This window comes from Escherichia sp. MOD1-EC5950 (assembly GCF_002965345.1).
Classification (GTDB): Bacteria; Pseudomonadota; Gammaproteobacteria; order Enterobacterales; family Enterobacteriaceae; genus Escherichia; species Escherichia marmotae.
In genome coordinates this window covers 16,498-42,939 of sequence record NZ_PTSR01000021.1, presented here as the reverse complement: position 1 = coordinate 42,939, position 26,442 = coordinate 16,498, and the positions used below count along the sequence as shown (strand labels likewise).

At 50.9% G+C, this 26,442-nt stretch carries 27 protein-coding genes; 13 read left to right on the top strand and 14 right to left on the bottom strand.

All coding sequences use genetic code 11. The features are described 5' to 3' along the window. Window positions 1-12: 12 nt before the first annotated feature. The 8 genes from gltD to BEA93_RS18020 all read left to right on the top strand — a co-directional run bounded on the left by gltD (window position 13) and on the right by BEA93_RS18020 (window position 8,628). Complete coding sequence (gltD, locus tag BEA93_RS18055; RefSeq protein ID WP_000081688.1) at window positions 13-1,431, top strand: glutamate synthase subunit GltD; 1,419 nt, start codon at window positions 13-15, stop codon at window positions 1,429-1,431. A 712-nt stretch (window positions 1,432-2,143) separates the two neighbouring features. Beyond that, complete coding sequence (locus BEA93_RS18050) at window positions 2,144-2,707, top strand: fimbrial protein (protein WP_016262592.1); 564 nt, start codon at window positions 2,144-2,146, stop codon at window positions 2,705-2,707. Window positions 2,708-2,808: 101 nt separating this feature from the next. Next, a complete protein-coding gene (locus BEA93_RS18045) occupies window positions 2,809-5,436 on the top strand; it encodes an outer membrane usher protein (RefSeq protein WP_105224849.1) in 2,628 nt (875 codons plus the stop codon). 49 nt (window positions 5,437-5,485) lie between these two features. Beyond that, window positions 5,486-6,229 (top strand): fimbria/pilus periplasmic chaperone, encoded by a 744-nt coding sequence (locus BEA93_RS18040; RefSeq protein ID WP_172954572.1) that lies wholly within the window; start codon window positions 5,486-5,488, stop codon window positions 6,227-6,229. Window positions 6,230-6,241: 12 nt separating this feature from the next. Beyond that, complete coding sequence (locus BEA93_RS18035; protein ID WP_085449318.1) at window positions 6,242-6,748, top strand: fimbrial protein; 507 nt, start codon at window positions 6,242-6,244, stop codon at window positions 6,746-6,748. After that, window positions 6,745-7,218, top strand: coding sequence for a fimbrial protein (locus BEA93_RS18030; protein ID WP_016249255.1), 474 nt, complete (start codon window positions 6,745-6,747; stop codon window positions 7,216-7,218). The genes BEA93_RS18035 and BEA93_RS18030 overlap by 4 nt, the downstream gene beginning before the upstream one ends. Before the next feature lie 17 nt (window positions 7,219-7,235). Next, window positions 7,236-7,751 (top strand): fimbrial protein, encoded by a 516-nt coding sequence (locus BEA93_RS18025; RefSeq protein ID WP_105224857.1) that lies wholly within the window; start codon window positions 7,236-7,238, stop codon window positions 7,749-7,751. 1 nt (window position 7,752) lies between these two features. After that, entirely contained in the window at window positions 7,753-8,628 is an 876-nt protein-coding gene (locus BEA93_RS18020; RefSeq protein WP_105224851.1) for a StfH/YfcO family fimbrial adhesin, read from the top strand. A 93-nt stretch (window positions 8,629-8,721) separates the two neighbouring features. On the opposite strand, the gene nanQ is transcribed toward BEA93_RS18020, so the two are convergent. The 11 genes from nanQ to zapE form a co-directional block, all read right to left on the bottom strand. After that, window positions 8,722-9,183, bottom strand: coding sequence for an N-acetylneuraminate anomerase (nanQ, locus tag BEA93_RS18015; RefSeq protein WP_105224852.1), 462 nt, complete (start codon window positions 9,181-9,183; stop codon window positions 8,722-8,724). Beyond that, complete coding sequence (gene nanK / locus BEA93_RS18010; RefSeq protein WP_001517179.1) at window positions 9,180-10,055, bottom strand: N-acetylmannosamine kinase; 876 nt, start codon at window positions 10,053-10,055, stop codon at window positions 9,180-9,182. The genes nanQ and nanK overlap by 4 nt, the downstream gene beginning before the upstream one ends. Continuing rightward, complete coding sequence (locus tag BEA93_RS18005; protein ID WP_000054233.1) at window positions 10,052-10,741, bottom strand: N-acetylmannosamine-6-phosphate 2-epimerase; 690 nt, start codon at window positions 10,739-10,741, stop codon at window positions 10,052-10,054. The genes nanK and BEA93_RS18005 overlap by 4 nt, the downstream gene beginning before the upstream one ends. Before the next feature lie 46 nt (window positions 10,742-10,787). Continuing rightward, complete coding sequence (gene nanT / locus BEA93_RS18000) at window positions 10,788-12,278, bottom strand: sialic acid transporter NanT (protein ID WP_000108263.1); 1,491 nt, start codon at window positions 12,276-12,278, stop codon at window positions 10,788-10,790. Between the two features lie 108 nt (window positions 12,279-12,386). Beyond that, entirely contained in the window at window positions 12,387-13,280 is an 894-nt protein-coding gene (nanA, locus tag BEA93_RS17995) for an N-acetylneuraminate lyase (protein WP_000224706.1), read from the bottom strand. A 123-nt stretch (window positions 13,281-13,403) separates the two neighbouring features. Further along, window positions 13,404-14,186, bottom strand: coding sequence for a transcriptional regulator NanR (gene nanR / locus BEA93_RS17990; RefSeq protein WP_000990909.1), 783 nt, complete (start codon window positions 14,184-14,186; stop codon window positions 13,404-13,406). A gap of 116 nt (window positions 14,187-14,302) precedes the next feature. Next, the gene (gene sspB, locus BEA93_RS17985) at window positions 14,303-14,800 is read right to left on the bottom strand and encodes a ClpXP protease specificity-enhancing factor (protein ID WP_000366123.1); all 498 of its coding nucleotides are present in this window, start codon (window positions 14,798-14,800) and stop codon (window positions 14,303-14,305) included. A gap of 5 nt (window positions 14,801-14,805) precedes the next feature. Next, on the bottom strand, window positions 14,806-15,444 hold the full coding sequence (gene sspA, locus BEA93_RS17980) for a stringent starvation protein SspA (protein ID WP_000257293.1): 639 nt from the start codon (window positions 15,442-15,444) through the stop codon (window positions 14,806-14,808). A 394-nt stretch (window positions 15,445-15,838) separates the two neighbouring features. After that, complete coding sequence (gene rpsI, locus BEA93_RS17965) at window positions 15,839-16,231, bottom strand: 30S ribosomal protein S9 (RefSeq protein ID WP_000829818.1); 393 nt, start codon at window positions 16,229-16,231, stop codon at window positions 15,839-15,841. Window positions 16,232-16,246: 15 nt separating this feature from the next. Next, on the bottom strand, window positions 16,247-16,675 hold the full coding sequence (gene rplM, locus BEA93_RS17960) for a 50S ribosomal protein L13 (protein ID WP_001517180.1): 429 nt from the start codon (window positions 16,673-16,675) through the stop codon (window positions 16,247-16,249). A 274-nt stretch (window positions 16,676-16,949) separates the two neighbouring features. Further along, on the bottom strand, window positions 16,950-18,074 hold the full coding sequence (zapE, locus tag BEA93_RS17955) for a cell division protein ZapE (RefSeq protein ID WP_001192361.1): 1,125 nt from the start codon (window positions 18,072-18,074) through the stop codon (window positions 16,950-16,952). 193 nt (window positions 18,075-18,267) lie between these two features. On the opposite strand from zapE, the gene zapG reads away from it, so the two are divergent. The 3 genes from zapG (at window position 18,268) to degS (ending at window position 21,345) form a co-directional block, all read left to right on the top strand. Next, window positions 18,268-18,666 (top strand): Z-ring associated protein ZapG, encoded by a 399-nt coding sequence (gene zapG / locus BEA93_RS17950; protein WP_010345273.1) that lies wholly within the window; start codon window positions 18,268-18,270, stop codon window positions 18,664-18,666. Between the two features lie 154 nt (window positions 18,667-18,820). Continuing rightward, window positions 18,821-20,188 carry a serine endoprotease DegQ gene (gene degQ, locus BEA93_RS17945; protein ID WP_105224853.1) on the top strand — a complete coding sequence of 456 codons (1,368 nt, stop codon included), beginning with the start codon at window positions 18,821-18,823 and terminating at the stop codon, window positions 20,186-20,188. 89 nt (window positions 20,189-20,277) lie between these two features. Continuing rightward, window positions 20,278-21,345 carry an outer membrane-stress sensor serine endopeptidase DegS gene (gene degS / locus BEA93_RS17940; RefSeq protein WP_000497718.1) on the top strand — a complete coding sequence of 356 codons (1,068 nt, stop codon included), beginning with the start codon at window positions 20,278-20,280 and terminating at the stop codon, window positions 21,343-21,345. Between the two features lie 62 nt (window positions 21,346-21,407). On the opposite strand, the gene mdh is transcribed toward degS, so the two are convergent. Next, window positions 21,408-22,346 carry a malate dehydrogenase gene (gene mdh, locus BEA93_RS17935; protein ID WP_010377442.1) on the bottom strand — a complete coding sequence of 313 codons (939 nt, stop codon included), beginning with the start codon at window positions 22,344-22,346 and terminating at the stop codon, window positions 21,408-21,410. 434 nt (window positions 22,347-22,780) lie between these two features. Between mdh and argR the strand changes: the two genes are divergently transcribed. Both argR and yhcN read left to right on the top strand, forming a co-directional pair. Further along, on the top strand, window positions 22,781-23,251 hold the full coding sequence (gene argR, locus BEA93_RS17930) for a transcriptional regulator ArgR (protein ID WP_001257843.1): 471 nt from the start codon (window positions 22,781-22,783) through the stop codon (window positions 23,249-23,251). A 362-nt stretch (window positions 23,252-23,613) separates the two neighbouring features. Beyond that, entirely contained in the window at window positions 23,614-23,877 is a 264-nt protein-coding gene (yhcN, locus tag BEA93_RS17925) for a peroxide/acid stress response protein YhcN (RefSeq protein ID WP_105224854.1), read from the top strand. 55 nt (window positions 23,878-23,932) lie between these two features. Here the strand turns inward: yhcN and BEA93_RS17920 are convergent, their stop codons facing one another. Together BEA93_RS17920 and aaeB are read right to left on the bottom strand one after the other, a co-directional pair. After that, on the bottom strand, window positions 23,933-24,205 hold the full coding sequence (locus BEA93_RS17920) for a barstar family protein (RefSeq protein ID WP_001028998.1): 273 nt from the start codon (window positions 24,203-24,205) through the stop codon (window positions 23,933-23,935). A gap of 264 nt (window positions 24,206-24,469) precedes the next feature. Then, the gene (aaeB, locus tag BEA93_RS17915; protein WP_000510989.1) at window positions 24,470-26,437 is read right to left on the bottom strand and encodes a p-hydroxybenzoic acid efflux pump subunit AaeB; all 1,968 of its coding nucleotides are present in this window, start codon (window positions 26,435-26,437) and stop codon (window positions 24,470-24,472) included. Window positions 26,438-26,442: the final 5 nt, after the last annotated feature.

Genomic DNA, 26,442 nt, shown 5'->3' with positions numbered 1-26,442 from the left:
GGGGTAGCAACAATGAGTCAGAATGTTTATCAATTTATCGACCTGCAGCGCGTTGATCCGCCAAAGAAACCGCTGAAGATCCGCAAAATTGAGTTCGTCGAAATTTACGAGCCGTTTTCCGAAGGCCAGGCCAAAGCGCAGGCTGACCGCTGCCTGTCGTGTGGCAACCCATACTGCGAATGGAAATGCCCGGTACACAACTACATCCCGAACTGGCTGAAGCTCGCCAACGAGGGGCGGATTTTTGAAGCGGCAGAACTGTCGCATCAAACTAATACCCTGCCGGAAGTGTGTGGACGCGTCTGCCCACAGGATCGCCTGTGCGAAGGCTCCTGCACCCTGAATGATGAATTTGGCGCGGTGACCATCGGTAACATTGAACGCTATATCAATGATAAAGCGTTCGAAATGGGTTGGCGTCCGGATATGTCTGGCGTAAAACAGACCGGTAAAAAAGTGGCGATTATCGGCGCAGGTCCGGCGGGGCTGGCGTGTGCGGATGTGTTAACGCGCAACGGTGTGAAAGCTGTCGTCTTCGACCGTCATCCGGAAATCGGCGGTCTGCTGACCTTTGGCATTCCGGCCTTCAAGCTGGAAAAAGAGGTGATGACGCGCCGCCGTGAAATCTTCACCGGCATGGGCATTGAGTTCCAACTCAATACCGAAGTGGGTCGTGACGTACAACTGGACGATCTACTGAACGATTACGATGCAGTGTTCCTCGGTGTCGGGACCTATCAGTCAATGCGCGGTGGACTGGAAAACGAAGACGCCGACGGCGTGTACGCGGCGCTACCGTTCCTCATCGCCAACACCAAACAGTTAATGGGTTTTGGCGAAACCAACGAAGAACCGTTCGTCAGCATGGAAGGCAAACGCGTAGTGGTACTTGGCGGCGGCGACACCGCGATGGACTGCGTGCGCACTTCCGTGCGCCAGGGAGCGAAGCACGTCACCTGTGCCTATCGTCGTGATGAAGAGAACATGCCGGGTTCCCGTCGCGAAGTGAAAAACGCGCGGGAAGAAGGTGTGGAGTTCAAATTCAACGTCCAGCCGCTGGGTATTGAAGTGAATGGCAACGGCAAAGTCAGCGGCGTGAAAATGGTGCGTACCGAAATGGGCGAACCCGATGCTAAAGGCCGTCGCCGCGCGGAGATTGTCGCAGGCTCTGAACATATCATTCCGGCAGATGCGGTGATCATGGCGTTTGGTTTCCGTCCACACAGCATGGAATGGCTGGCACAACACAGCGTCGAACTGGATCCCCAGGGCCGCATTATCGCTCCAGAGCGAAGCGACAACGCCTTCCAGACCAGCAACCCGAAAATCTTCGCCGGTGGTGACATTGTGCGAGGTTCAGACCTGGTGGTAACGGCAATTGCCGAAGGCCGCAAAGCTGCTGACGGGATCATGAACTGGCTGGAAGTATAACAAAAACCTCTCACGGCTCTATCATCATCCGTTTTATCTGGCCGGTGATAGGGCTGAAGCCCTCCCCCGAAACATCTCTCTCCTGAAAATTACACTCTGTGTCTGAAAGTATTTCCCCCCCCTGACAATAAATTTGAATATCTCACTTAATAAATGAAATCGTAATAAATACAGTGGTAAAAAATCATTAATCAAACCTAATTAAAAAACATTATTATTGATAAAACAATTCACAGCGTGAATGTTATTCTCATTAATTTTTAATAAAATATTAATGCCAACATATTCAAAGTAGAAATAAATAGTATAGATTACATTAAAATGCAAAATAGCCGTTCGGTTTTTAAGCGAAAAAAGCATCTATCTCCCAACAATTAAGAATAGCCTTACGACAAATTAAATTCACAACATGAATAACATATATTAAATCATTAATCAGGTACTAATCTGATAATCAACCACAAAAAAAGATTTACCATAATATTAAATAACGCCGTAGACTTTCCGCATTAATATTTACCTCGGGTAAATTATTTATGCGTGGGTTATTCAACAAAAAAGTCAGCAAACAATATTTTATTTAGACCCAAATACAAGAATAAATAATATATTTATTAATAGCCCCTATAAAAATTTAAAGCGCAAGCACGGCTCTCACGTTAACTGTTAACGGAAAACAGTGCTTATTCACATTTAAATTTAAGGACAAATAATGAAAAAGTTAGTAAAAGCTGCACTGGCAACGGCGATGGTTATGGGATTTTCATCTTATGCAAATGCGGTGGGCAGCAATACCGGCACAGTCAATTTTATCGGTACGATTGAAGACTCTCCGTGCTCCATTGTGGTGGGTGACGAACATCAGACCGTTAACCTCGGCCATATCGGTACGGGTTCTCTGACTGGTGGCAAATCCTCCACGGCTGTGCCGTTCAAAATCCGTCTGGAACACTGCGTATTCACCACTGAAACCAAAATGTCCACGGTGTTCAGCGCAGCAGGTAACGAATCAACGGCCAACCCGGGCAACCTGGCACTGATGGGGGCCAGCGGTGAAATGAATGGGGCCAGTATTGTTATCGGAACCAGCAAAGGTGCAGCACTCAAACTGGGTACTGCGTCAGAAACCAAACTGCAGATGGATGGAAACACTCCGGCCAAAGGCCTGCCTAACCAGGAAGTCGATTTCAGCGCATGGGTGAAAGGCGACGCTACTGGCACAATTGATATTGGTGAATTCAATAGCCAGGTTAATTTCCAGATTAGCTACCTGTAATTTACCCGCTGTAATAAGTGCAATGCCCTGAACAAGGAATGTCAGGGCATTAATAAAAATTAAAAACACTCATTATTGTTATTATCAGGACGGTTTATCTGATGCAACACCATGCCCCTTTCCGCTTACGAATATTAAGTCTGGCAATCATGATGACGCTGACCGGTCTCTCCGGGAAAAGCAATGCAGAAGAGGCTGTTGAATTTAATACCCAATTTCTTGACGTAAAAGGTGGGACAAAAATTGATTTAGGGAAATTTTCCCATAAAGGTTATGTCCTTCCGGGAAATTACAACTTGCAGGTTGTCGTAAATAAATATCCTCTGGCAGAGGAGAATGACATTCATTGGTATCCTAAAGAGGATGACCCGAGTAACAGCTTCCCTTGTCTTTCTCCCGATGTCATATCAAAGCTGGGACTAAAACCAGAATTAGTCGAAACATTACAATGGATTAAAGACGGCCAATGCCTGCAACCGGGCCAGATTGAAGGCATGGTAATACAGGCAAATTTAAGTCAGTCCCAGCTTGAGGTGACGATCCCCCAGGCCTGGCTGGAATATACCGACGCAGAATGGGATCCGCCCTCGCGCTGGGATGAAGGTATTCCCGGGTTGATATTCGATTACAACATGAATGCTCAGGTTCGCCATCAGCAGAATGATGGCGTCGATGAACATGACATCACGGCGAACGGTACTGTTGGCGGTAACCTGGGCGCATGGCGCTTACGTGCTGACTGGCAGGCCAGTTATCTGAATACCAGCGACAGTGAAGGGCAAGATCTGCGTGACTGGGAATGGAGCCGCTATTACGCATGGCGTGCATTACCCGGCCTTGGGGCAAAACTGACGCTCGGTGAAGACGCTCTTGCCTCGAATATCTTCGACACCTTTAACTACCTCGGTGCCAGCGTACAAACCGATGATCAAATGCTTCCGCCAAACCTGCGTGGCTATGCACCGGACATCTCTGGCGTCGCGCGTACCAATGCGAAAGTCACCGTAACGCAGCAAGGTCGCGTTATTTATGAGTCACAGGTTCCTGCTGGCCCATTCCATATTCAGGATATCAACGAAGCGGTATCCGGCGATTTACATGTCCGCATTGAAGAGCAAAGCGGCCAGGTTCAGGAATATGACGTCAGTACCGCCTCCATTCCCTTTTTAACCCGCCAGGGCATGGTGCGTTACAAAGGCACGGTGGGGCGTCCACAGGACTGGAACCATCACGCTGAAGGTAACGCGTTTGCCGCTGGTGAAGCATCATGGGGCTTTGCCAATAGCTGGTCGCTGTACGGCGGTGCTGTGGGTGAAGAACATTATCAGGCCGTCGCCATTGGTATCGGCCGCGATATGGCGGTACTGGGAGCACTCGCCCTTGACGTCACCCATTCACGAACTCAACTCCCGGAAGCGGGCGAATATGGACACGGTACTCTCCAGGGGAACTCCTATCGCATCAGCTACGCCAAAGATTTTGATCAGTTAAACAGCCGCTTTACCTTTGCCGGTTATCGGTTTTCCGAAGAAAACTACATGACGATGAGCGAATATCTCGATGCGCTGCATGATGACAACGTCCGTGCAGGCCACGATAAAGAGATGTACACCGTCAGCTATAGCCAGAATTTTAGCGACCCCGCGCTCAACGTTTACCTGACCTGGAACCGCCGGACATATTGGGACAGAGGAGACCAGAACAACTACAACCTCATGGTCTCTCACTATTTTGATATCGGTTCAATGAAGAATATGAGCCTCTCTCTGACCGCTTATCGCAGTGAATATGACAATGAATCCGACGATGGTGTCTATGTTTCACTGATGATCCCCTGGAGCAACGATAAGTCCATCAGCTACAACGGCATGTTTAGCGACGACGACAATTCCAGCCAGGTCAGTTATTACCAGCGCCTGAACGATCGCAGCAACTATCAATTAAGTCTGGGCCAGTCCGGCAATAACACCCGGGCTGAAGGGTTCTACAGCCATGAAGGGAGTTATGCGGACGTGGACGTCAGCGCAAACTATCAGGAAGGCGATTACACCTCTGCGGGTCTGACGATGCGTGGCGGCGCAACGTTAACCGCAAAAGGTGGGGCATTACACCGCACGAATCTCTCTGGCGGCAGCCGTATTCTGGTCGATACCGGCGGCGTCGCTGATGTCCCCATCGGCGGCTACAACTCTCCGGTCTACTCCAATAGGTTCGGCAAGGCCGTTCTGACGGACGTCAATGACTATTACCGCAACCAAATTCGCATTGATATCAATCAATTGCCTGAAAATGCCGAGGCAACGCAGTCCACTGTGCAGGCCACACTTACCGAAGGTGCGATTGGCTATCGCGAATTTGGCGTCATCAGCGGTGAAAAAGCGATGGCCGTTCTGCGCATGGAAAATGGCGACTATCCCCCCTTTGGCGCGGAAGTTAAAAACAGCCACCAGCAGCAAATCGGGTTGGTTGATGACGACGGGCATGTCTATCTCGCTGGCGTAAAAGCGGGTGAAAACTTACAGGTTTACTGGTCAGGCGAAAAACAGTGTGACGTCTCATTGCCCGACCCGTTACCGAAAAACCTATTTAGTGGTTTGTTATTGCCGTGTCAGTTAGCCAACCCGGATAAACCGCGCCCTGCCATGGAGATAAAACCGATTATCCAGGAGCAGACACAGCGCATTACGCCATCGGCTAAACCAGAAGCATTATCAGACAACGCCTATTAATTATTCAGGAACAGGGAACATGGTAAATAACAACATTTACGCACCAGGGATGTGGAAGACGAATATTTCTTGTCTGAGCGCAATTCTCTTTTTTACCTCCTGCGCGCAGGCCGCCATTGCGCCAGACCGCACGCGTCTGGTCTATAAAGGCGGCGAGAAATCGATCAGCGTGACGCTCAAAAATGACAGCCAAACCCTGCCCTATTTAGCGCAGACGTGGGTTGAAAACGAAAAAGGCGAGAAAATCACCTCGCCACTGGCTGTTCTGCCGCCCGTGCAGCGTATAGAGGCGAAAACGGAAGGTCAGGTCAAAGTGCAGGGAATGCCTGACATTAGCACCTTAGCGCAGGATAAAGAGACGCTGTTTTACTTTAATGTGCGAGAAATTCCGCCGAAAAGCGATAAACCCAATTCGCTGCAAATTGCGCTGCAAACGCGTATCAAACTGTTCTATCGCCCCGCCGCGCTGGCCAAAAAGGTCGATCCTGCGCATCCCTGGCAACATCAGGTCACTCTGAGTCGCGAGGGAGAACATTACCTGGTCAAAAACCCAACCAGTTATTACGTCATTATCAGCTCCGCCAGTACACAGAAAGGCGGTCAGCCCATCACAGGCTTTGAACCGCTGGTGATGCCTCCTGCAACCAGCCAGGAGATGAAAGGCCGTGCGTCCGATCTGGGAAGCGCGCCGGTACTGACGTATGTCAACGACTACGGTGGACGACTGCCTCTCTATTTCCAGTGCAGCGGCGCAGAGTGCCATGTCGATGACGCCAGAAGCAGTAAAGGATAATTCGGAGGCTTAATGAGAAGGCGAAGCAGTGCCCCACTTTCACTGTCATTGAGCGCTCTGATGTTACTGAGTGCATCGGTATATGCAGGGAATAAAAGCGTAAAAATGACGTTACGTATCGCCGTCGACGCGCCGCCACCTTGCACCGTCACCGGCGGAACGGTGAACTTTAACGATGTGCTCACGACCAAAATCGACGGCACAAACTATACCCAAACGGTGGGTTACAGCCTGAATTGCGATAAGCGAATTGCGAATGCACTGAAAATGCAGTTGCAGGGTACGGTTGTCACCATCAACGGCGAGTCGGTACTGAAAACGAATGTGGATGGGCTGGGAATACGGGTCCGTACGGTGAATGAACATACCCTCCTCGAGCCAGGGAGCACATCCTGGTTCCATTTTAATTTTTCAGGCAGCGGCCCGGCGCTGGAAGCAACGCCAGTAAAAAATTCAGCGACAACGCTCAGTTCAGGCGACTTTACCGCAGGGGCGACACTGGTGGTGGATTATCAATGAAAACAATCGGATGCGCGATACTTTTAGCCGCATGCAGCCTGTGTCATGCCGATAATCTGACCTTTATTGGCCACCTGGTGACGCCGCCTGTTTGCACCATCAGCAACAACGCCAGAATAGACGTCAATTTCCGTGATGTGATCATCACGCGAATCGATGGCAACAATTACAGGCAGCCGCTGGAGTACAAAATTACCTGCGACTCAAGCGTCCGCGATAATTCGATGGCAATGACCCTGACGCTAACAGGAGATGTCGTGGACTTTGACGACGCCGCCATCAAAACCAATGCCGACGGATTAGGGATCAAAATCTGGGAAAACAATCAGCCCTTTAAGCCAGGCAGCACCATTACTGTCGATGAGGCAAATTTGCCCGTTCTGGAAGCCGTACCCGTAAAAAGCGTCAGCGCGAACCTCAGCGAACAGAATTTCGAGGCCTGGGCGACGTTACGCGTGGATTACCAATAACAGCAGGGAGCGAAATGATGAAACGAATAGTATCGGTGCTGTCGCTGTGTGGGATGTTAGCAGTGTCGGCTCATGCGGCGAACAACGTCCACTTCACGGGTAACCTGCTGGCGGGTTCCTGTTCGCCGGTCATTGTCGGAACTGCGATGGAAGAAATCATCTTTCCGCCCGCAGATGCAGCAGATTTACAGGCCAGCGGGCAGTCGGCGCGCGTGCCGGTGACGCTGAAACTGGCGAACTGTGAAAGTTCTCTGCAAAACGTCAAGGTGACATTTTCCGGCACTGAAGACCCGTTATTGGCGGCGGGTTTCCTCGCGCTCGCATCGGGCTCACGCGCCAGTGGGGTCGGTATTGGGATTGAAACAAGCAACGGGACTGCCGTACCGGTTAATAGCGCTGCGGGGGTGACATTCCCGCTTACCGCCCCGAATACCACGCTCAATTTCAATGCCTGGCTTCAGGTTGAACCCGGCGTCACGATTGTACCAGGCGAGTTCTCCGCCAGTATGACCGCCACTTTTGAGTATTTCTGATATGAAAAAAATATCTTCGTTTTTACTCTTTTTGTTATTAGCGATTGGATTGACTAACAGCAGCATTGCCAAACCTAATCTCAAAATCAGTTTTAATAGTCAAACATTATACTATGGCATAGGCGACAGCGGCGTCACGAACGTAGCGCTCCATATGAACATCCTGACGCCAAATGGTCTGTTTGGCGGTGACCTGGCACCTGGTGTGAAATTTTATGTCAATTATCCTTATAAGCTGACCTCCTGGAGACTCATCAGTGGGTCCGGCCCGCTTCCCCCAACCCCCACCATTACCATTACTGATTATGATAATTCCAACGTCGATGACGCTCTTTGTGGCGGCTCATTGCCAAAGGGATGGAACTGCGGCTGGTATAAAATTAAAGTTGAAACGGGGACAGACTCCTACGGCTGCCCATGGGTGGCCAACATCTGGGCGACATCAACAAATGCGTACAGTGGTACCTATGCCGGCCCTGTCTCTCATGGTTCCATCTGCCCCACCGTTCCCGTGGCATCATTTGATATTTCCTGGAGTAAAGATCGCGTCCAGAATGACATGTTACTCAACATCGCCTCAACGGGGGGTGTCGTTCATGCCAACCTGCCGACCTATCTGATGGAAAGCGGCAAATTGTGTGACGGTAGTCTGAATGATACGCGTGGCAGCTACTGTCGCTATGTCAGCCAAATGACCCAACTCACAAGCCAGGGATGTACAAACGTCGAGGGTGGCAACAGTAACGTCACGGCGGTCGTCGCTGACAGTTCGCCGTACGACCAAACGCTGAGTAACATTGCGGTTGAAGTCAATACGGCGGGTACGGGGCAATTTACGACCGAGTGCTATTTCCAGTATCTGATGGAAGAGTTGTAGGCCGGAAATGTCGGTGAATGTCGGGGTGTGATCGCGCTCCGCCCAAACCTGAGAAAGTAATAAGCCCGGTTCAGCCGGGCTAAAAGTATAGCGCTAAAGAATGTGGCGATTCACCTTCACCACCACCTTCTTAATCTCAGCAACGGACTCAACAATACACCCGGGCTTATGCGGTTCTCCCGGCATAAACACGGCGAACATCCCCGGTTTCATGATAATGGTTTGTTCATTCTCAATGGCGTTACAAAGCTGATAATCCTCTTCCACATGCAGCTCTTCGCACGCACGGGCGGAATCCGCGACACCGAAGTTAATCCATTCTTCGCCACTCAGTAAAAGCTGAATATCAACATATTGCGTATGTAGTTCCGCTTTTTTACTCTCTGCGGGCTGAGTAGAAAATGTCATCACATTCATAAAGATATCATCGCCGCGCAGTTCATAACGACCTGGCGATTTCTCTTGTGGGCAGGCGCTTAACGCCAGCGTTAACGCATCCATCAATACCGGATGCAAACCGGCAGATGGTAATGACTGTACTTCACCCATCATCATAATTTTTCTCCCTGGGCCAACAACGCAGCCCCAAGTAAACCTGCATCGTGGCGGTAGTGCGCCGCCAGTAACTCAACATGAAATGCCGCTGGCTCCTGCGCCAGATACGTTTCCACCAGCGCCAGATACCCTTCTGCCAACCCGACGCTGCCACCGACCACCACGCACTGGCAATCGGTCGTAGCTTTAACATCGGCAATCAGTCTTGCCAGCGCATGTGCGGAGCGGTGAATCAGTTGCTGTGCATGTTCGTCGCCCTGACCGGCGCGCGTAAAAATGGTTTTCGCATTCGCCCCCGCCAGCTCACCCTGCGCCGCAGCCGCAATGCCACGACCGGAAGCAATCGCTTCCACACAGCCGACACGTCCACAACCGCAGACTGGACCATGAGGATCAGCCAGCGTATGTCCAATATGCCCCGCCAGGCCGCCTGAGCCAGTAAGCAGTTTGCCGTCGCTGACTACCCCACCGCCAACACCAGTGGAAACAGTGATAAACACCATGTCGGTAATATCCCTCTCCAGCGCCTGATACTCTGCCCACGCTGCGGCCTGTGCGTCGTTAATGGCAATCGTCGGCAAGTCGGTAAGCTGTTCCAGCGTTTTGACTAGCGGAAAGTGCAGCAATCCGCCGAGATTATGTGGATTTAGCGCCAGCAGGCTGCCGTTGCGGATTATCCCGGTTGAAGCGATGGCCACCTGCTGCGCATGAGCTTGCAACGGTGCGACTAATGTGGCTAAGGCTTCACGCAATGCTTCCGGTGTCTGGCTGGCAGGCGTGGGGAGTTCACGGCGATCGCGGATCTGCCTGTCAGCACCAATCAGCGCGGCAGCAAGTTTAGTACCGCCGATATCAATCGCCAGTATGGTCATAGCACCGCCTTTTTCATCGCTGTGTTGTACCACTGGCAAATGTGCTCAAGACGCGTAATGGCTGAACCGACTGTCACCGCCCATGCGCCATGACGCATGGCATCTGCCGCCTGCGCTGGCGTGTTGTATCGCCCTTCGGCAATCACCCGACATCCGGCATCGCTCAACGTTTTCACCAGCGCCAGATCAGGCTCTTCCGGGGTTTCAGGCGTGGTATAGCCAGAAAGCGTCGTGCCAATAATCTCAGCACCCAGTTTTTGGCAAGCCAGGCCGTCTTCCGGCGTTGAGCAGTCGGTCATCGCCAGCAATCCATGATGGTGAATACGTGCCAACAGTGTTTCAACAGGCACCGGACGCGGGCGATCGGTGCCATCAATCGCGATAATGTCCGCGCCCGCCTGTGCCAGCGCATCAACATCTTCAATGTAGGCGGTAATACGTACCGGCGAATCCTCCAGATCGCGTTTCACAATCCCGATAATCGGCACGCTCACTACCGCACGAGTGGCTTTCAGGTTTGCCACTCCTTCTATACGAATAGCAACCGCACCGGCCTGCTCTGCCGCTAATGCCATAGCTGCGACGATTTCGGGTTTATCGAGCGGGCTGTCAGGAACCGGCTGGCAGGAGACAATCAGGCCACCATTAGCGGCGATTTTTTGATCCAGTTGTGCAAGTAACGACATACTTCTTCCCTTCGCGAAAGGCCCGGTTCAGAACCGGGCTACAGGATTAACTTTTGGTTTTGACTAAATCATCTTTGGTGTTGCCAAACGGCACCGCACCGCTGAATGGTTTGCCGTCGATGGAGTCATGAGTACGCAATGCTTCCGGGCGCAACCAGCGCTGAACCCGGGAGGGCATATCCAGACCAATCAGCAGGATCACCACAAACGTCAGGCTGAACGAGAGCGATCCCAGAGCCGTCCCCAGGTCCAGGCGTTGAGCAATCAGCGCACCAATGATCGGTGCCAGTGCACCACCCAATGCACCAACGTTGTAGGTAAAGCCCAGTCCCGCCGCTCGCTGGTCGGTATCAAAATAACCGCCGATCAGTTTCGGCAAGATCCCGGAGATCCCCTGACCAAGCATTTGCTGGAAGAACAGTAACAGACCGAGTACCCAGACGTTTGCACCGCCAATCGCAAATACCGGAATAATCAGCAATTGCGAGGCCAGCAGGCTACAAACGTAGGCTTTGCGCGTTCCCAGCCAGTCACCGAGGAAGCCACCAACGCAGCAGCCAACTGCCGCACCAAAGCCACTAAAGAACAGGACATTGGCGACCGTATGTGGGTCATACGCCAAATCGGTTTTCAGATACGTCGGCAGCAGCGCCTGAATCGGCCATGAGTAAAGGAAAGCAAACAACACAACCACCATCAGCGTCACGCCCGTTGGCCAGCGCTTGCCCGTACTCTGAACCATAAAGCTAATAAAGATCGCAGCACATAACAGCCCGAGAACAGCGACGATTGCGGCATTTTGCAGGTTACCGGCAAAGCAGAACCACAGCGCAGTAGCCGCTGCCAGCGTCATCACAATATTGGCGATGCGATGTTCACCGCGATAAAGAATATCCACCATCGTGCGTACCGGCGCTTTACCTGCGTGCTTCTCTTTCCAGTCTTCCGCTTCCGGGATGTTTTTACGCAGCCAGAGAGCGAAGATGATGGGTAAAATGCCGATAAAGAACAGCGCACGCCAGCCCCAGACCGGAACCACCAGACTGTAAACCTGAGCGGCAACTACAGCCCCCACAGAGAAGCCTGAAATCAGAAAACCACTGGCTTTGTTGCGCAAGTGTTTTGGCCAGCTTTCAATCACATAAGTAGCGCTGGAGCCGTATTCACCCGCCATCCCCATACCGATCACCAGACGCGCGATAAACATAGTGATGTAGCCAGGCGCAAAGCCGCAAGCCAGTGTACCGGCAGAAAAGAGAACAATACTGGTGACCATTGCCAGTCGACGTCCGTAGCGGTCGCCCATAGCGCCAAGCATCAGGCCGCCGAACCAGCGAGAGATGAAGGCTGCGGAGATCAGGCTTGCTGCCTGTACCGTCGTCAGCCCAAACTCACCCTGTACTTCGGTAAGTACCAGGGCAATTAAAACGAAATCAAAACCATCAAGCAGGTATCCCAACCAGGCAGCGGAAAATGCCCGCCATTGTGCGCGGTTGAGATGGCGATACCACGGGATATTCTGGATCGTTGTACTCATTGTGAGTCTCCCGCGGTGGGCGATGCCCACACGCTTTGGTATGAAAGTTGTAGGGTACAGATGCGGTTATTTCCCCTCACCCGGTAGGGGCGGGTGAGGGAAAAGAACTCACCCGCGCTCTTGCATCAACTGCTGGGCCAGCGCCTTCAGTTCTGGCAGATATTTTTCATCCACCGGACCAAACGGTTTGCGACACAGCGGCACAGACACCACATCCATATAGTGCAGAACGGTTTTCAGACCGCGGAATACGCCCGTTTTAATCAGTAAATCAATGACTTTATTACATTCGGTTTGCAGTTTCTGCGCGGTCTGGATATCCCCTTCTTTCAGCGCCTTCACGATCCCCTGATAACGCCATCCCATAATGTTGTAAGTACTGCCAATACCACCGTCTGCGCCCGCCAGCAGGCCGGAGGCGAAGATTTCGTCGTAACCGTTATAGAGCACCAGATCCGGATGTTCGCGACGGATCTGTTCCATCTGATAGAGATCGCCAGAGGTCTGTTTCAACGCCCCTACGCCTGGCAGCGTAACCAGGGTGTTGATCTGATCCAGACTCAGTTTTACACCGCTCAGTGCCGGAATGTTGTACACCACCATCGGCAAACCATCCGCCGAATCAATGATTGCCCGGTAGTGATCGCAGTGTTCTTCAAAGCTGAAAGGATAGTAGAACGGCGTGACCGCAGAGACAGCATCAAAGCCATAACGTTTAGCAGATGCCGCAAGTTGCTGGCTTTCCGCAGTGCTGACGCAACCTACGTGAGCGATGAGTTTAATCTTGCCTTTTGCTTCTTCAGCGACAATCTCCAGTACCTGTTCACGCTCGGAAAGGCTCTGCACAAAGGCTTCACCGGTTGAACCACCTACGTACAGGCCGTCGATGCCCTGCTGAATATTGAACTGAACCAGGCGACGCAGACTCGCTTTATCCAGTGCTTGTTGTTGGTCAAAAGGAGTCAGGAGTGCGGCCATTACGCCACGTAAATTCGTTGCCATAAATACCTCTGAAGTGATGCTTGCCTGTTAAAAACGATATACCTTTATACCTGTTATACCAGATCAAATAAGCAACACATCATACAGAACGCTTATAATGCGATCTGCTTCACTAAAGTGGCATTATTTCTTTTTGTTTGCGGTCTGCCCGAAGGCGTGCCAGGTGGCAGAGACGCTGTTGAGATGCGATTGCAATGCGCGATCGGCTTCGTCGGGATCGTGACGCCGGATCGCGTCAACGATCGCAATATGCTGCTGATAACTAACGTTGTTATGTTCGTGTAGCGCCTGGTCAGCTACTGTCGGACGAGCTGCGATCAGCCAGTCAAGCAGAGCAACGTGGATCGCCATAAAGATCGGGTTGCCAGGGATCTCCGCCAGTACGCGGTGGAAATCAACGTCTGAACGAATGAACGCAGCGTTGTTATCCAGAGATTGACTGTTGATTTCCAGTGCTTTTGCCAACAAATCGATTTGTTCATCGGTGGCATGTTCAGCCGCATAACGCACCAGGCTGGACTCAAAGAATAGACGTAGTTGTTCGAAATGGGCTATCCCACCAGGATGGGAAAGGAAATCTTTCGCCATACCGGATAGCTCACCAATGATGGTATCCGCGGAAGGACGCGAGACGCGAGCGCGTTCGCCGTTATTAATTTGTACCAAACCTTTGCGCTTTAACGCCGCCAGCGCTTCACGCACCGAAGGACGCCCAACGTTAAAGAACGCCATAAGTTCGCGTTCAGACGGCAGTTGCTCACCTTCGCCAAATTCGCGACGGCGGATCATCTGCTCCAGCTCTTCTTCCACCATTTCGGAGAGTTTTTTACGCGCCAGCGGACGACGACGCAAGTTACGACCGATAGTAGCCGGAGAATCTTCTGCTTGCGGATCAAATGCGTTCATAGGGCTCTTCTGGGAAAATATGTTGACGGATAATAGCGAAGTTATCGTAACACAGTATTAAAATCAGGCGAAAAGAAGGTAGATAGCAAAACAGGCCACATGGGCCTGTTTATCATTTATTTCACAACCCGCAATGCCGGGCGACCACCGCGGGGGGGCTGCGGAGGTTCATCGTCAGGATGATGGTCATCATCGTGATCTGGCTTATCGCCGTCAATGACCGACATAACGGTTTCATTATCTGCCGATGCTTCATCATCATTCATAATGCTGGCATCTTCGTCGTAGGCAGCTTCAGGCTCGAACATCGTTCCTGCGCCATTTTCGCGGGCGTAGATAGCCAGCACGGCAGCCAGCGGTACTGAAACCTGGCGCGGAATGCCACCAAAGCGCGCGTTAAAGCGCACTTCATCATTCGCCAGTTCCAGATTACCAACTGCACGCGGCGCAATATTGAGTACGATTTGCCCGTCACGCGCATATTCCATAGGAACCTGCACGCCAGGGAGCGTCACATCCACCACCAGGTGCGGCGTGAGCTGGTTATCCAGCAACCACTCATAGAATGCACGCAGCAGATAGGGACGACGTGGTGTTAGCTGTGACAAATCCATACAGATTAACTCCGGCCCAGACGCATTTCACGTTCTGCTTCAGTTAAAGAAGCAAGGAAAGAGTCACGCTCAAAGACACGAGTCATATAGCCTTTCAGCTCTTTCGCACCCGGGCCGCTGAACTCGATGCCCAGTTGCGGCAGACGCCACAGCAGCGGAGCAAGGTAGCAATCGACCAGGCTGAACTCATCGCTCAGGAAGTACGGTTTCTGACCGAAGACCGGCGCGATGGCCAGCAGTTCTTCGCGCAGTTGCTTACGTGCGGCATCCGCTTCAGAGGCTGAACCGTTGATGATGGTGTTCATCAGCGTGTACCAGTCTTTTTCGATGCGGTGCATGTACAGACGGCTTTCACCGCGAGCTACCGGGTAAACAGGCATCAGTGGCGGATGCGGGAAACGCTCATCCAGGTATTCCATAATGATGCGAGATTCCCACAGGGTCAGCTCACGATCCACCAGGGTCGGAACGCTCTGATTCGGGTTGAGGTCAATCAGATCCTGAGGCGGATTGTCCTTTTCCACGTGTTCGATCTCGAAACTTACACCTTTCTCAGCCAGCACAATGCGGACCTGATGGCTATAGATGTCAGTAGGACCGGAAAACAGCGTCATTACCGAACGTTTGTTGGCAGCGACAGCCATGAAAACCTCCAGGTATAGTCAGAATTTTTACTGCTACCAGCCACCAGGTGGCCGGTCAGAAGTTATGTTACCCAATGAGGAATTGCCTTCACTGTTCGAAAATCAAACAAAAAATGAGCAATACTCGACATTTGGGCAGAAAATTGGATGATAGTTTACCAGATTTTGCGACCTTTGTGGTAAGTCGATGCCGGAAATGGGGAAAAAGAGATGTTCCTTAGCCTGAAATGGTTGACTTAATCCCTTATCAGCGATGTTGTTTTTGCCTTTACCACCTGTTGGGTGGCAGTAAAAAGCACGTTTTCTGTTTTTACACAGATTCAGACTTAAGCTATAAAAAAACCCGCCGGAGCGGGTTTTTTCGCAAATTGTATTCTGCCGAAGCAGAAAGCAATTAACGTTTGGAGAACTGCGGACGACGACGTGCTTTACGCAGACCGACTTTCTTACGTTCAACCTGACGAGCGTCACGAGTAACGAAGCCAGCTTTACGCAGTTCAGAACGCAGGGACTCGTCGTACTCCATCAGAGCGCGGGTGATACCGTGACGGATCGCACCAGCCTGACCAGAGATACCACCACCTTTAACGGTGATGTACAGATCCAGTTTCTCAACCATGTCGACCAGTTCCAGCGGCTGACGAACTACCATGCGGGCAGTTTCACGACCGAAGTACTGTTCCAGAGAACGTTGGTTGATAACGATTTTGCCGTTGCCCGGTTTGATGAAAACGCGAGCTGCGGAACTTTTGCGGCGACCAGTGCCGTAGTATTGATTTTCAGCCATTGCCTATAATCCCGATTAGATGTCAAGAACTTGCGGTTGCTGTGCCGCGTGGTTGTGCTCGTTACCCGCGTAAACTTTCAGTTTACGGAACATAGCACGACCCAGCGGGCCTTTTGGCAACATGCCTTTAACCGCGATTTCAATCACACGCTCAGGACGGCGAGCAATCATCTCTTCAAAGGTCGCTTGTTTGATACCACCGATGTGACCGGTGTGGTGATAGTACACTTTGTCAGTACGCTTGTTGCCGGTTACAGCAACTTTGTCAGCGTTCAGAACGATGATGTAATCACCAGTATCTACGTGCGGAGTGTATTCCGCTTTATGCTTACCGCGCAGGCGCAGAGCCAGTTCGGAAGCCAGACGGCCCAGAGTTTTACCGGTCGCGTCAACAACATACCAGTCGCGTTTTACGGTTTCTGGTTTAGCTGTAAAAGTTTTCATTAAAAGCTTACCCAATAAATAGTTACACGTTGGTGAACACCCAAACGTCTTCAATTGTTGAGGTTCACACGACAAAGTCCGGCAAACCTACCCCTTCGAATAGCCTATGCCAGCACACAAAAAGTTTTGGGAAAAAAACTTTCTTGTAACGTGGGGTCGCAGGATTATAGAGAAGTCGGGGTCAAAGATCGACCCCTTTTTGTGATTTGTGGCAGGTTTTATCAGCAATGACGCGGTTGTTTGTACGCTGTCAGGATAAGACGTATGGCATAAATTACGCCAAATGCTCACGCGTCAAATACTCTTCGCTTTGCATTTCCTGCAAACGTGACAGACAACGCTGAAACTCAAACTTTAGTCGCTCGCCCTGATAAATTTCGTACAAAGGGACTTCCGCGCTCACCACCAGCTTGACGTGGCGCTCGTAAAACTCATCCACCAGCGCAATAAAACGCCGCGCTTCGCTCTCCATCAACCGCGTCATGACAGGCACATCAAACAACATCACCGTGTGAAACAGACGTGAGAGCGCAATATAGTCATGCTGGCTACGGGCATCGACGCACAGCGTGATAAATGACACTGCCAGTGTCTGGTTTTCTACGCCCATTGTCGCCAGCGGTCGATGATTGATTTCCAGTGTGGGGGATTGTTCTCGTTTTGCACCTGCCAGTGCCAGCCACAGCTTATCCATCTGTTCACGCGTTTCATCATTGAGCGGCGACAGCCACAGATGCGCCTGAGTGAGCGTGCGCAGCCGATAATCAACGCCAGCATCGACGTTCATCACATCACAATGCTGTTTAATGGCGTCGATAGCCGGAAGAAAACGCGCACGTTGTAAACCATTTCGATAAAGTTCATCCGGCGGAATATTTGACGTCGCCACCAGCGTTATACCGCGAGCAAACAACGCTTTCATCAGGCCGCCCAGCAGCATAGCATCGGTAATATCCGAGACAAAAAATTCGTCAAAACAGAGCACATCGGTTTCAGCTTTGAAACGATCAGCAATAATTTCCAGCGGATCGCTCTGCCCCTGCAATGTGGTTAATTCTTCATGCACACGTAGCATAAAACGGTGAAAGTGCAGGCGCTGTTTTCGCTCTCCCGGCAAACTTTGATAGAACAGATCCATCAACCAGGTTTTTCCACGCCCTACACCGCCCCACATATATAAGCCACGCACCGGCGCGTTGCTTGTATCTTCACGTTTACCCCACAGCTTACCGACCCGCGCCATTATCCCGCTCACCCTGGCGGCTGGCGGCGTGCTACTGATGAGTTCCTGATAAATAATTTCCAGGCGACTGACAGCCTCTTTTTGTACGTCGTCGGGTTGATGGCTGCCTTCATTGAGCGCCTTCAGGTATTGCGATGTCGGGGTAACGCTTTGCATGATGTTATTGTTATTCCTTGAATAATCGGTGTACCGTTGTTCACGGTTGACGAAAAAAAGGCCGTTCTACACTACGCGATATGCAGTCGGGATTCCACTTCTGTGGAATTAACGGTTATAGTGGCATAATCAGCCGCAGGCATGGAGCCTGAAGCCAACACCCTACGGAAACAAAAGACAACGGGAGATGTTCATGACCTGGGAATATGCGCTAATTGGGTTAGTCGTCGGCATCATTATTGGTGCTGTGGCCATGCGTTTTGGTAATCGCAAGTTACGCCAGCAACAGGCGTTACAGTACGAACTGGAAAAAAATAAAGCTGAACTGGACGAGTATCGCGAAGAGCTGGTTAACCACTTTGCCCGCAGTGCGGAATTGCTGGATACCATGGCGCACGACTATCGCCAGCTATATCAACACATGGCGAAAAGCTCCAGCAGCCTGCTACCGGAACTGTCCGCAGAAGCCAACCCGTTCCGCAATCGTCTGGCCGAGTCTGAAGCCAGCAACGATCAGGCTCCAGTGCAGATGCCGCGTGACTATTCTGAAGGCGCATCCGGTCTGCTGCGTACTGGCGCGAAGCGCGACTAATTTATTTTTCGGGCGCAGCCATTGCGCCCTCCTCTTCTCCCGCCTCCGACTATCATTTAATTTGATGTCTCATTGTTAGCCATCTGAAAATTCAATAACATCAAACTGTTTTGAATCTCTTTTTCTTATCATTCAGGTACGAGAGCAGGAATAAATGAAAAAACAAACCCAGCTGTTGAGTGCATTAGCGTTAAGTGTCGGGTTAACTCTCTCGGCGCCGTTTCAGGCCATCGCATCGATTCCCGCTCAGGTTGCCGGTCAAGCGCCACTGCCCAGTCTGGCCCCGATGCTGGAAAAAGTGCTTCCCGCGGTAGTAAGCGTTCGAGTCGAAGGAACCGCCAGCCAGGAGCAGAAAATTCCGGAAGAATTCAAAAAGTTTTTTGGTGATGATTTACCGGATCAACCAGCGCAACCCTTCGAAGGTTTAGGCTCCGGCGTCATTATCAATGCCAGTAAAGGTTATGTGCTGACCAACAACCATGTCATTAATCAGGCGCAGAAAATCAGTATTCAGCTCAATGACGGGCGTGAGTTTGATGCGAAGCTGATTGGCGGCGATGACCAGAGCGACATTGCCCTGCTGCAAATCCAGAATCCTGGCAAGTTAACGCAGATCGCCATTGCCGACTCCGATAAACTGCGCGTCGGTGATTTTGCCGTCGCGGTCGGTAACCCGTTTGGGCTCGGGCAAACCGCTACCTCCGGGATTGTTTCCGCATTAGGTCGCAGCGGGTTGAATCTTGAAGGTCTGGAAAACTTTATCCAGACCGATGCCTCCATTAACCGTGGTAACTCCGGCGGTGCGCTGTTAAACCTTAACGGTGAATTAATTGGTATCAACACAGCAATCCTTGCTCCTGGCGGTGGTAGCGTCGGGATTGGTTTTGCCATTCCGAGTAATATGGCCCGCACCCTGGCACAGCAACTTATCGACTTCGGTGAAATCAAACGCGGCCTGTTAGGTATCAAAGGTACAGAGATGAGTGCCGATATCGCTAAAGCCTTCAACCTTGACGTACAACGCGGAGCATTTGTCAGCGAAGTGCTACCAGGTTCTGGCTCAGCAAAAGCGGGCGTGAAAGCGGGTGATATTATTACCAGCCTCAATGGCAAACCACTTAATAGCTTTGCCGAGTTGCGTTCGCGCATCGCGACCACCGAGCCGGGCACGAAAGTGAAGCTCGGTCTGCTGCGTAACGGCAAGCCGCTGGAAGTGGAAGTGACCCTCGATACCAGCACCTCATCATCCGCCAGTGCTGAGATGATCACACCAGCGCTGGAAGGCGCAACGTTGAGCGATGGTCAGCTAAAAGATGGCAGCAAAGGCATTAAGATCGATGAAGTGGTTAAAGATAGCCCTGCCGCCCAGGCTGGTTTGCAAAAAGACGATGTGATCATTGGCGTAAACCGCGATCGGGTGAACTCAATTGCTGAAATGCGCAAAGTGCTGGCAACCAAACCAGCCATCATCGCCCTGCAGATTGTACGCGGCAATGAAAGCATCTACTTACTAATGCGTTAATGTCGCAAACCGGGCATCAGGCTGACGTGTGATGTCCGGTTAACTCGTGGTATGCTGCTGCCGTTCCCTTTATTAACGACGCCTCCATCATGTTTGTGAAGCTCTTACGTTCCGTTGCGATTGGATTAATTGTCGGCGCTATTCTGCTGGTTGCCATGCCTTCGCTGCGCAGCATTAACCCGCTTTCCACGCCGCAATTCGACAGTACCGATGAGACGCCTGCCAGCTATAATCTGGCGGTTCGCCGCGCTGCGCCAGCAGTAGTCAACGTCTATAACCGTGGTTTAAATACGACCTCACACAATCAGCTTGAGATCCGCACGCTGGGATCTGGTGTGATCATGGATCAACGCGGTTATATCATCACCAACAAACACGTGATCAACGACGCCGATCAGATCATCGTCGCCTTACAGGATGGTCGTGTTTTTGAAGCGTTACTGGTGGGATCTGACTCTCTGACCGATCTGGCAGTGCTTAAAATTAATGCCACTGGCGGTTTACCCACTATCCCAATTAATGCTCGTCGCGTACCGCACATTGGCGATGTAGTGCTGGCGATCGGTAACCCGTACAACCTCGGACAAACCATTACTCAGGGGATTATCAGCGCCACGGGTCGAATCGGCCTGAACCCAACCGGACGGCAAAACTTCCTGCAAACCGATGCCTCCATTAACCACGGTAACTCCGGCGGCGCGCTGGTTAACTCGCTGGGCGAATTGATGGGCATCAACACGCTGTCGTTTGATAAGAGTAACGATGGCGAAACGCCGGAAGGTATCGGCTTTGCAATTCCCTTCCAGTTAGCGACCAAAATTATGGATAAGTTGATCCGCGATGGTCGCGTGATCCGTGGCTACATTGGTATCGGTGGACGCGAGATTGCTCCTCTGCACGCCCAGGGTGGCGGCATCGATCAACTGCAAGGGATCGTGGTTAATGAAGTGTCACCTGATGGCCCGGCAGCTAACGCGGGTATCCAGGTCAACGATCTGATTATCTCTGTGGATAACAAACCGGCCATCTCTGCTCTGGAGACGATGGATCAGGTAGCAGAAATTCGCCCTGGTTCGGTGATCCCGGTTGTAGTGATGCGTGACGATAAGCAGTTAACGTTGCAGGTTACGATTCAGGAATATCCGGCGACCAATTAAGGCCGGAGTTAAGCACAAAAAACCGGAGACGTTGCTCCGGTTTTTTATTATCTACTAATCAATTATTTATTAACGAACTCTTCGCCCAGAGCGATATCTTTCTTCAGCGTATCGAGCATACCTTCCAGCGCGTTCTGTTCAAATGCACTCAGAGTGCCGATAGATTTACGCTCTTCCACGCCGTTTTTACCCAGCAGCAGCGGTTGAGAGAAGAAACGTGCGTACTGACCGTCACCTTCAACATAGGCACACTCTACTACGCCTTTTTCGCCCTGCAGCGCACGAACCAGAGACAGACCAAAACGTGCAGCCGCCTGGCCCATAGACAGAGTTGCAGACCCGCCACCGGCTTTCGCTTCAACCACTTCAGTACCCGCGTTCTGGATACGTTTGGTCAGATCAACCACTTCTTGCTCGGTAAAGCTGACGCCAGGAACCTGCGACAGCAACGGCAGAATGGTAACGCCAGAGTGACCGCCAATAACCGGCACTTCTACATCACCCGGTTGTTTGCCTTTCAGTTCCGCAACAAAGGTGTTGGAACGAATGATATCCAGCGTAGTGACGCCAAACAGCTTGTTTTTGTCATAAACACCGGCTTTTTTCAGCACTTCTGCAGCGATAGCCACAGTGGTATTAACCGGGTTAGTGATAATACCAATGCACGCTTTCGGGCAGGTTTTCGCGACTTGCTGTACCAGGTTTTTCACGATCCCAGCGTTAACGTTAAACAGGTCGGAACGATCCATACCCGGTTTACGCGCTACGCCAGCGGAAATAAGAACAACATCCGCACCTTCCAGCGCCGGAGTCGCATCTTCACCAGAAAAACCTTTGATTTTCACAGCAGTAGGGATATGGCTCAGATCGACGGCCACACCGGGAGTGACTGGAGCGATATCATACAGGGAGAGTTCTGAACCTGAAGGCAGTTGGGTTTTTAACAGTAATGCAAGCGCCTGGCCGATACCACCAGCAGCGCCGAGGACTGCGACTTTCATCCTAAACTCCTTATTATATTGATAAACTAAGATATGTTGCTCCGCTGCCGCGACCTTAATCCACAAATTCACAGTTTACAATGACCACTTCTCAAGAATGTGTAGTCACGCAAATTTGGCGTTTATGCATTTAATTGACGTAATCAGGGAGCTAACTTACGTAATTAACAGCCGCTTATGCATCAGAGCTACATTCCAACAGGTGGTGACAATATACCCTACCGTTCAGCCAAAACAATATCAATTTGATAACAATTAATTTACTTTTAAGCGAAATTTACGCGCCGTGACACAGGCATGTTTCTCAATAACGAAATTTGATAAAATCCCGCTCTTTCATAACATTATTTCAGCCTTCTCCAGGGCAGACTGTTTGCATAAAAATTCATCTGTATGCACAATAATGTTGTATCAACCACCATATCGGGTGACTTATGCGAAGCTCGGCTAAGCAAGAAGAATTAGTTAAAGCGTTTAAAGCGTTACTTAAAGAAGAGAAATTTAGCTCCCAGGGCGAAATCGTCGCCGCATTGCAGGAGCAAGGCTTTGACAATATTAATCAGTCTAAAGTCTCGCGGATGTTGACCAAGTTTGGTGCTGTACGTACCCGCAATGCCAAAATGGAAATGGTTTACTGCCTACCTGCTGAACTGGGCGTACCAACCACGTCCAGCCCGCTGAAAAATCTGGTGCTGGATATCGACTACAACGACGCTGTTGTGGTGATTCATACCAGCCCCGGCGCGGCACAGTTAATTGCGCGTCTGCTGGACTCTTTGGGCAAAGCAGAAGGTATTCTTGGCACCATTGCTGGCGATGACACCATCTTTACCACCCCTGCCAAAGGTTTCACCGTCAAAGACCTGTATGAAGCGATCTTAGAGCTGTTCGATCAGGAGCTTTAATCTCTTGCCCCGTCGCTTCTGGCGGCGGGGAAAATGTTGCAGTCCCCTGTCCCCCTTGTTTTCCCTGCCATTTATTTAACGAATAGTGCGTTTCTTGAGACAAAAAATTCACACATCGAATACATAAAGTAAAAAACGCACATTATGCAAAAAAACATATCTTATTGAAATTAATGCCATTTACTATAAATCACCCTATTTTAAATTCCAATTTGTTATAAAGGTTAAAATTTTTAACAATTTACATTCAATAGAAACAGTTAGCGTGGTATTAATTAGCTCAATAATTAGTGTATACTTGATTTTGTGATATGGGTCACGAAACAAAGACCCAACTAAAAGATTATGTCGAGGTAAAAATCATGAAAATCAAAACCACTGTTGCTGCATTAAGCGTATTTTCTGTTCTCTCTTTCGGTGCATTCGCTGCCGATTCCATTGATGCTGCACAAGCACAAAATCGTGAAGCTATCGGTACTGTATCCGTAAGTGGCGTTGCCTCTTCACCGATGGATATGCGTGAAATGCTGAACAAAAAAGCGGAAGAGAAGGGCGCAACGGCCTACCAGATTACTGAAGCTCGTAGCGGTGATACCTGGCACGCCACGGCTGAACTGTACAAATAAACCCTCATCGTCTTGTCCGACGAGATTGCCTCCGGTTCGGAGGCTTTTTTTTGCGCTAATGGCGAACATTAAAACGCAAATGTCCTTCCAGCTCTTCTTCTGCCTCATCAAACAACAGTATTAACGCGCCAAAACGGCGACGCGTTTTCTCTCCCAGATGAACAAACTCAATCTCCAGCGGTAGTGGCAGGACATCGTTCATTAACACATCCCACAGAGAGTCGAGATCGCGTACCTTATCTTTCGCCAGACCAAAGGTTTGGCGAAAGTCGCGATAAAAGTCCTCCTGACTCTCAATCTCATCAAAATCAAAGCTATAGATATTCATCTGTTGCCACCATCACGTTTCGCGGCGAGTTCTGCCGATCATCGCTAAGTATAGCCATGAAAAAACCGACGCTTTTGGCGTCGGCTCAGATGATTGACAAAGTGCGCGTTGTTGATGTCGGATGCGGCGTGAACGCTTTATCCGGCCTACCAGGGTGTGCAAATTCAATATAATGCAATTTTGTAGGCCTGATAAGCGTAGTGCATCAGGCAATTTGGAGTATATCAGCAATATCAACTGACACCTTTTGCCGTCGGTTTTGACTTAACTATCGGTCAGCGCATGTTGATACTTATGGAGCATACTGGTAAGCCGATACACCGGTTCTGTAACCTGCGGCGGTGCTTGCCAGATGCGTAACTTTTCCTGGTAAATCTCCAGTTCTTCCAGCAACTGCCCGAAGTAACGACGGCGTTTGTCATCGCTACGGGCAGAAATAACGTGGTCCGCGGTACGTCGCATTTGTCGGTGGAATGCCGATAAATCATCGTTAACCGGGATCGGCGCATCGCGCAGGCGCTGGTGTGCGATAATCATCGTCAACGCCAGGCGAAATTTCGGTAAATCGCCGGGAAATTTATTCATCAGCAAAAACAACTGCTGATAAAGCGCCGGCAGATGGTTCTCTTTACGACGCGCAACATTGGTGGTCATTGCGGAAACAGCAGCAGAAACAAACTGATTAAGCAGTACGCGTCCGGTTCGATCACGCGATTTATCCCGCACTAAAAGAATGACAATAAACGCCAGCACACAGCCGACAATTTGCCCCAACGCGCTGTCGAGAAACTGGCTGAACTGAAAGGTCATCGGGTTATCCAGCACAATAATGTTAATGGTACTGGCTAACGCTCCCATCGATCCCAGCCGCCGTTTCTGCACTTCGATACCGAGGAAGAATCCCAGCACCGCCAGACTAAGGCAAAGCAGCAACATACTCTGTTGGGTATTGGGGATAATCACCAAAAAGTAGAGCAGCCCTAACGGCAGCGCCGCCAGCGTCCCGTAGATAAAGTCGATCGCTACCATGCGTGGATTAGGCAAACGCATTGCCAGCGAGGTCACTACTGCGATCATTACCATTGCACCACTGCCAGAGGTCCATCCGGTCCACAGCCAGAACAGCGTCCCCAGAATGCAGGAAAGTGTTGTGCGCCAGAAATTGACCATCGCATGATGACGCTCGGCTGACTCTACTTTTACTTCCGGCTCGCCTTGCAGGATCTCTTCTTCGGTCGCGTTGATTTTGGTGTTGCTGATGACGCCTCGCTTGAGCAACTGATAGCGCGTTGCCGCCGCGACCCAGCTATAAATGGTGATGGGCGTTTCGCGCTCCCCGGTCCAGGCAATAACTCTCCGCAGGCGCTTTAGCTGCTTATGGACGTCCTGCGCAGTTTCTACCGGCGTGTCAAAAAATTCGCGGAAAGTATCTGTGATCAATTCCGGGCGCGAATTCTGAATCAGCCAGGTTTCGCAAGACTGAGTGATCAGCGTCAGCGACAGCGTATTGATCGCTTTTAAACGTCGATTGGCGCGTGCCCAGCGGGAAGATTCCATATTCAGGTTGCTGCGCATTCCTTGCAGCGCCGTGGTGCGTCGAACCAGGTCACCCCAGGCTTTATCGACGACTTCACCATCGCCATGTTTGATACACAGTTGCATTAACTGATATTGCGCCACCAGCAAACTTTCCAGTTCACGATCCACCTCTTGCTTAATCGATCGCGGAGAAAAGAGCAGATCCGCCACAATAGCGCACACAATACCCATGACGATTTCGCTGCAACGTTCAACAGCAAACTGCGGCGTAAGTAGCGGTTCCGGCTGAATGGTGATCACAATGATCAGCGCGGTGTAACCCGCCAGCCCCCACGCATAGGAGTTTTCTACTCGTACCAGCGAAGAAATCCAGGTACAAAAACCGGCCCAGATACAGCACACCAGAATCATCAACAATGGCGCGCGGATCATCGCAATAATGATCACCAACCCGGCAATACAGCCTATAAATGTGCCGATGATGCGCAAAAAGCCGCGATAGCGAATAGCGCCCGAGTACGGTTCTCCACCGGCTGCAAAGGCCGGACCTGCGGCAACAATCGCCGCTGTCAGTACCGCCCAGCGTGGCGTTTCAAGCTGAAAATGAAAACCAACAAACAGCGCCAGCACAATGGCGGTCGCCAGTTTTACCGCGAAGCGAATATGTTGGTTAGCAATGGAGAAAATACCCATCGTGA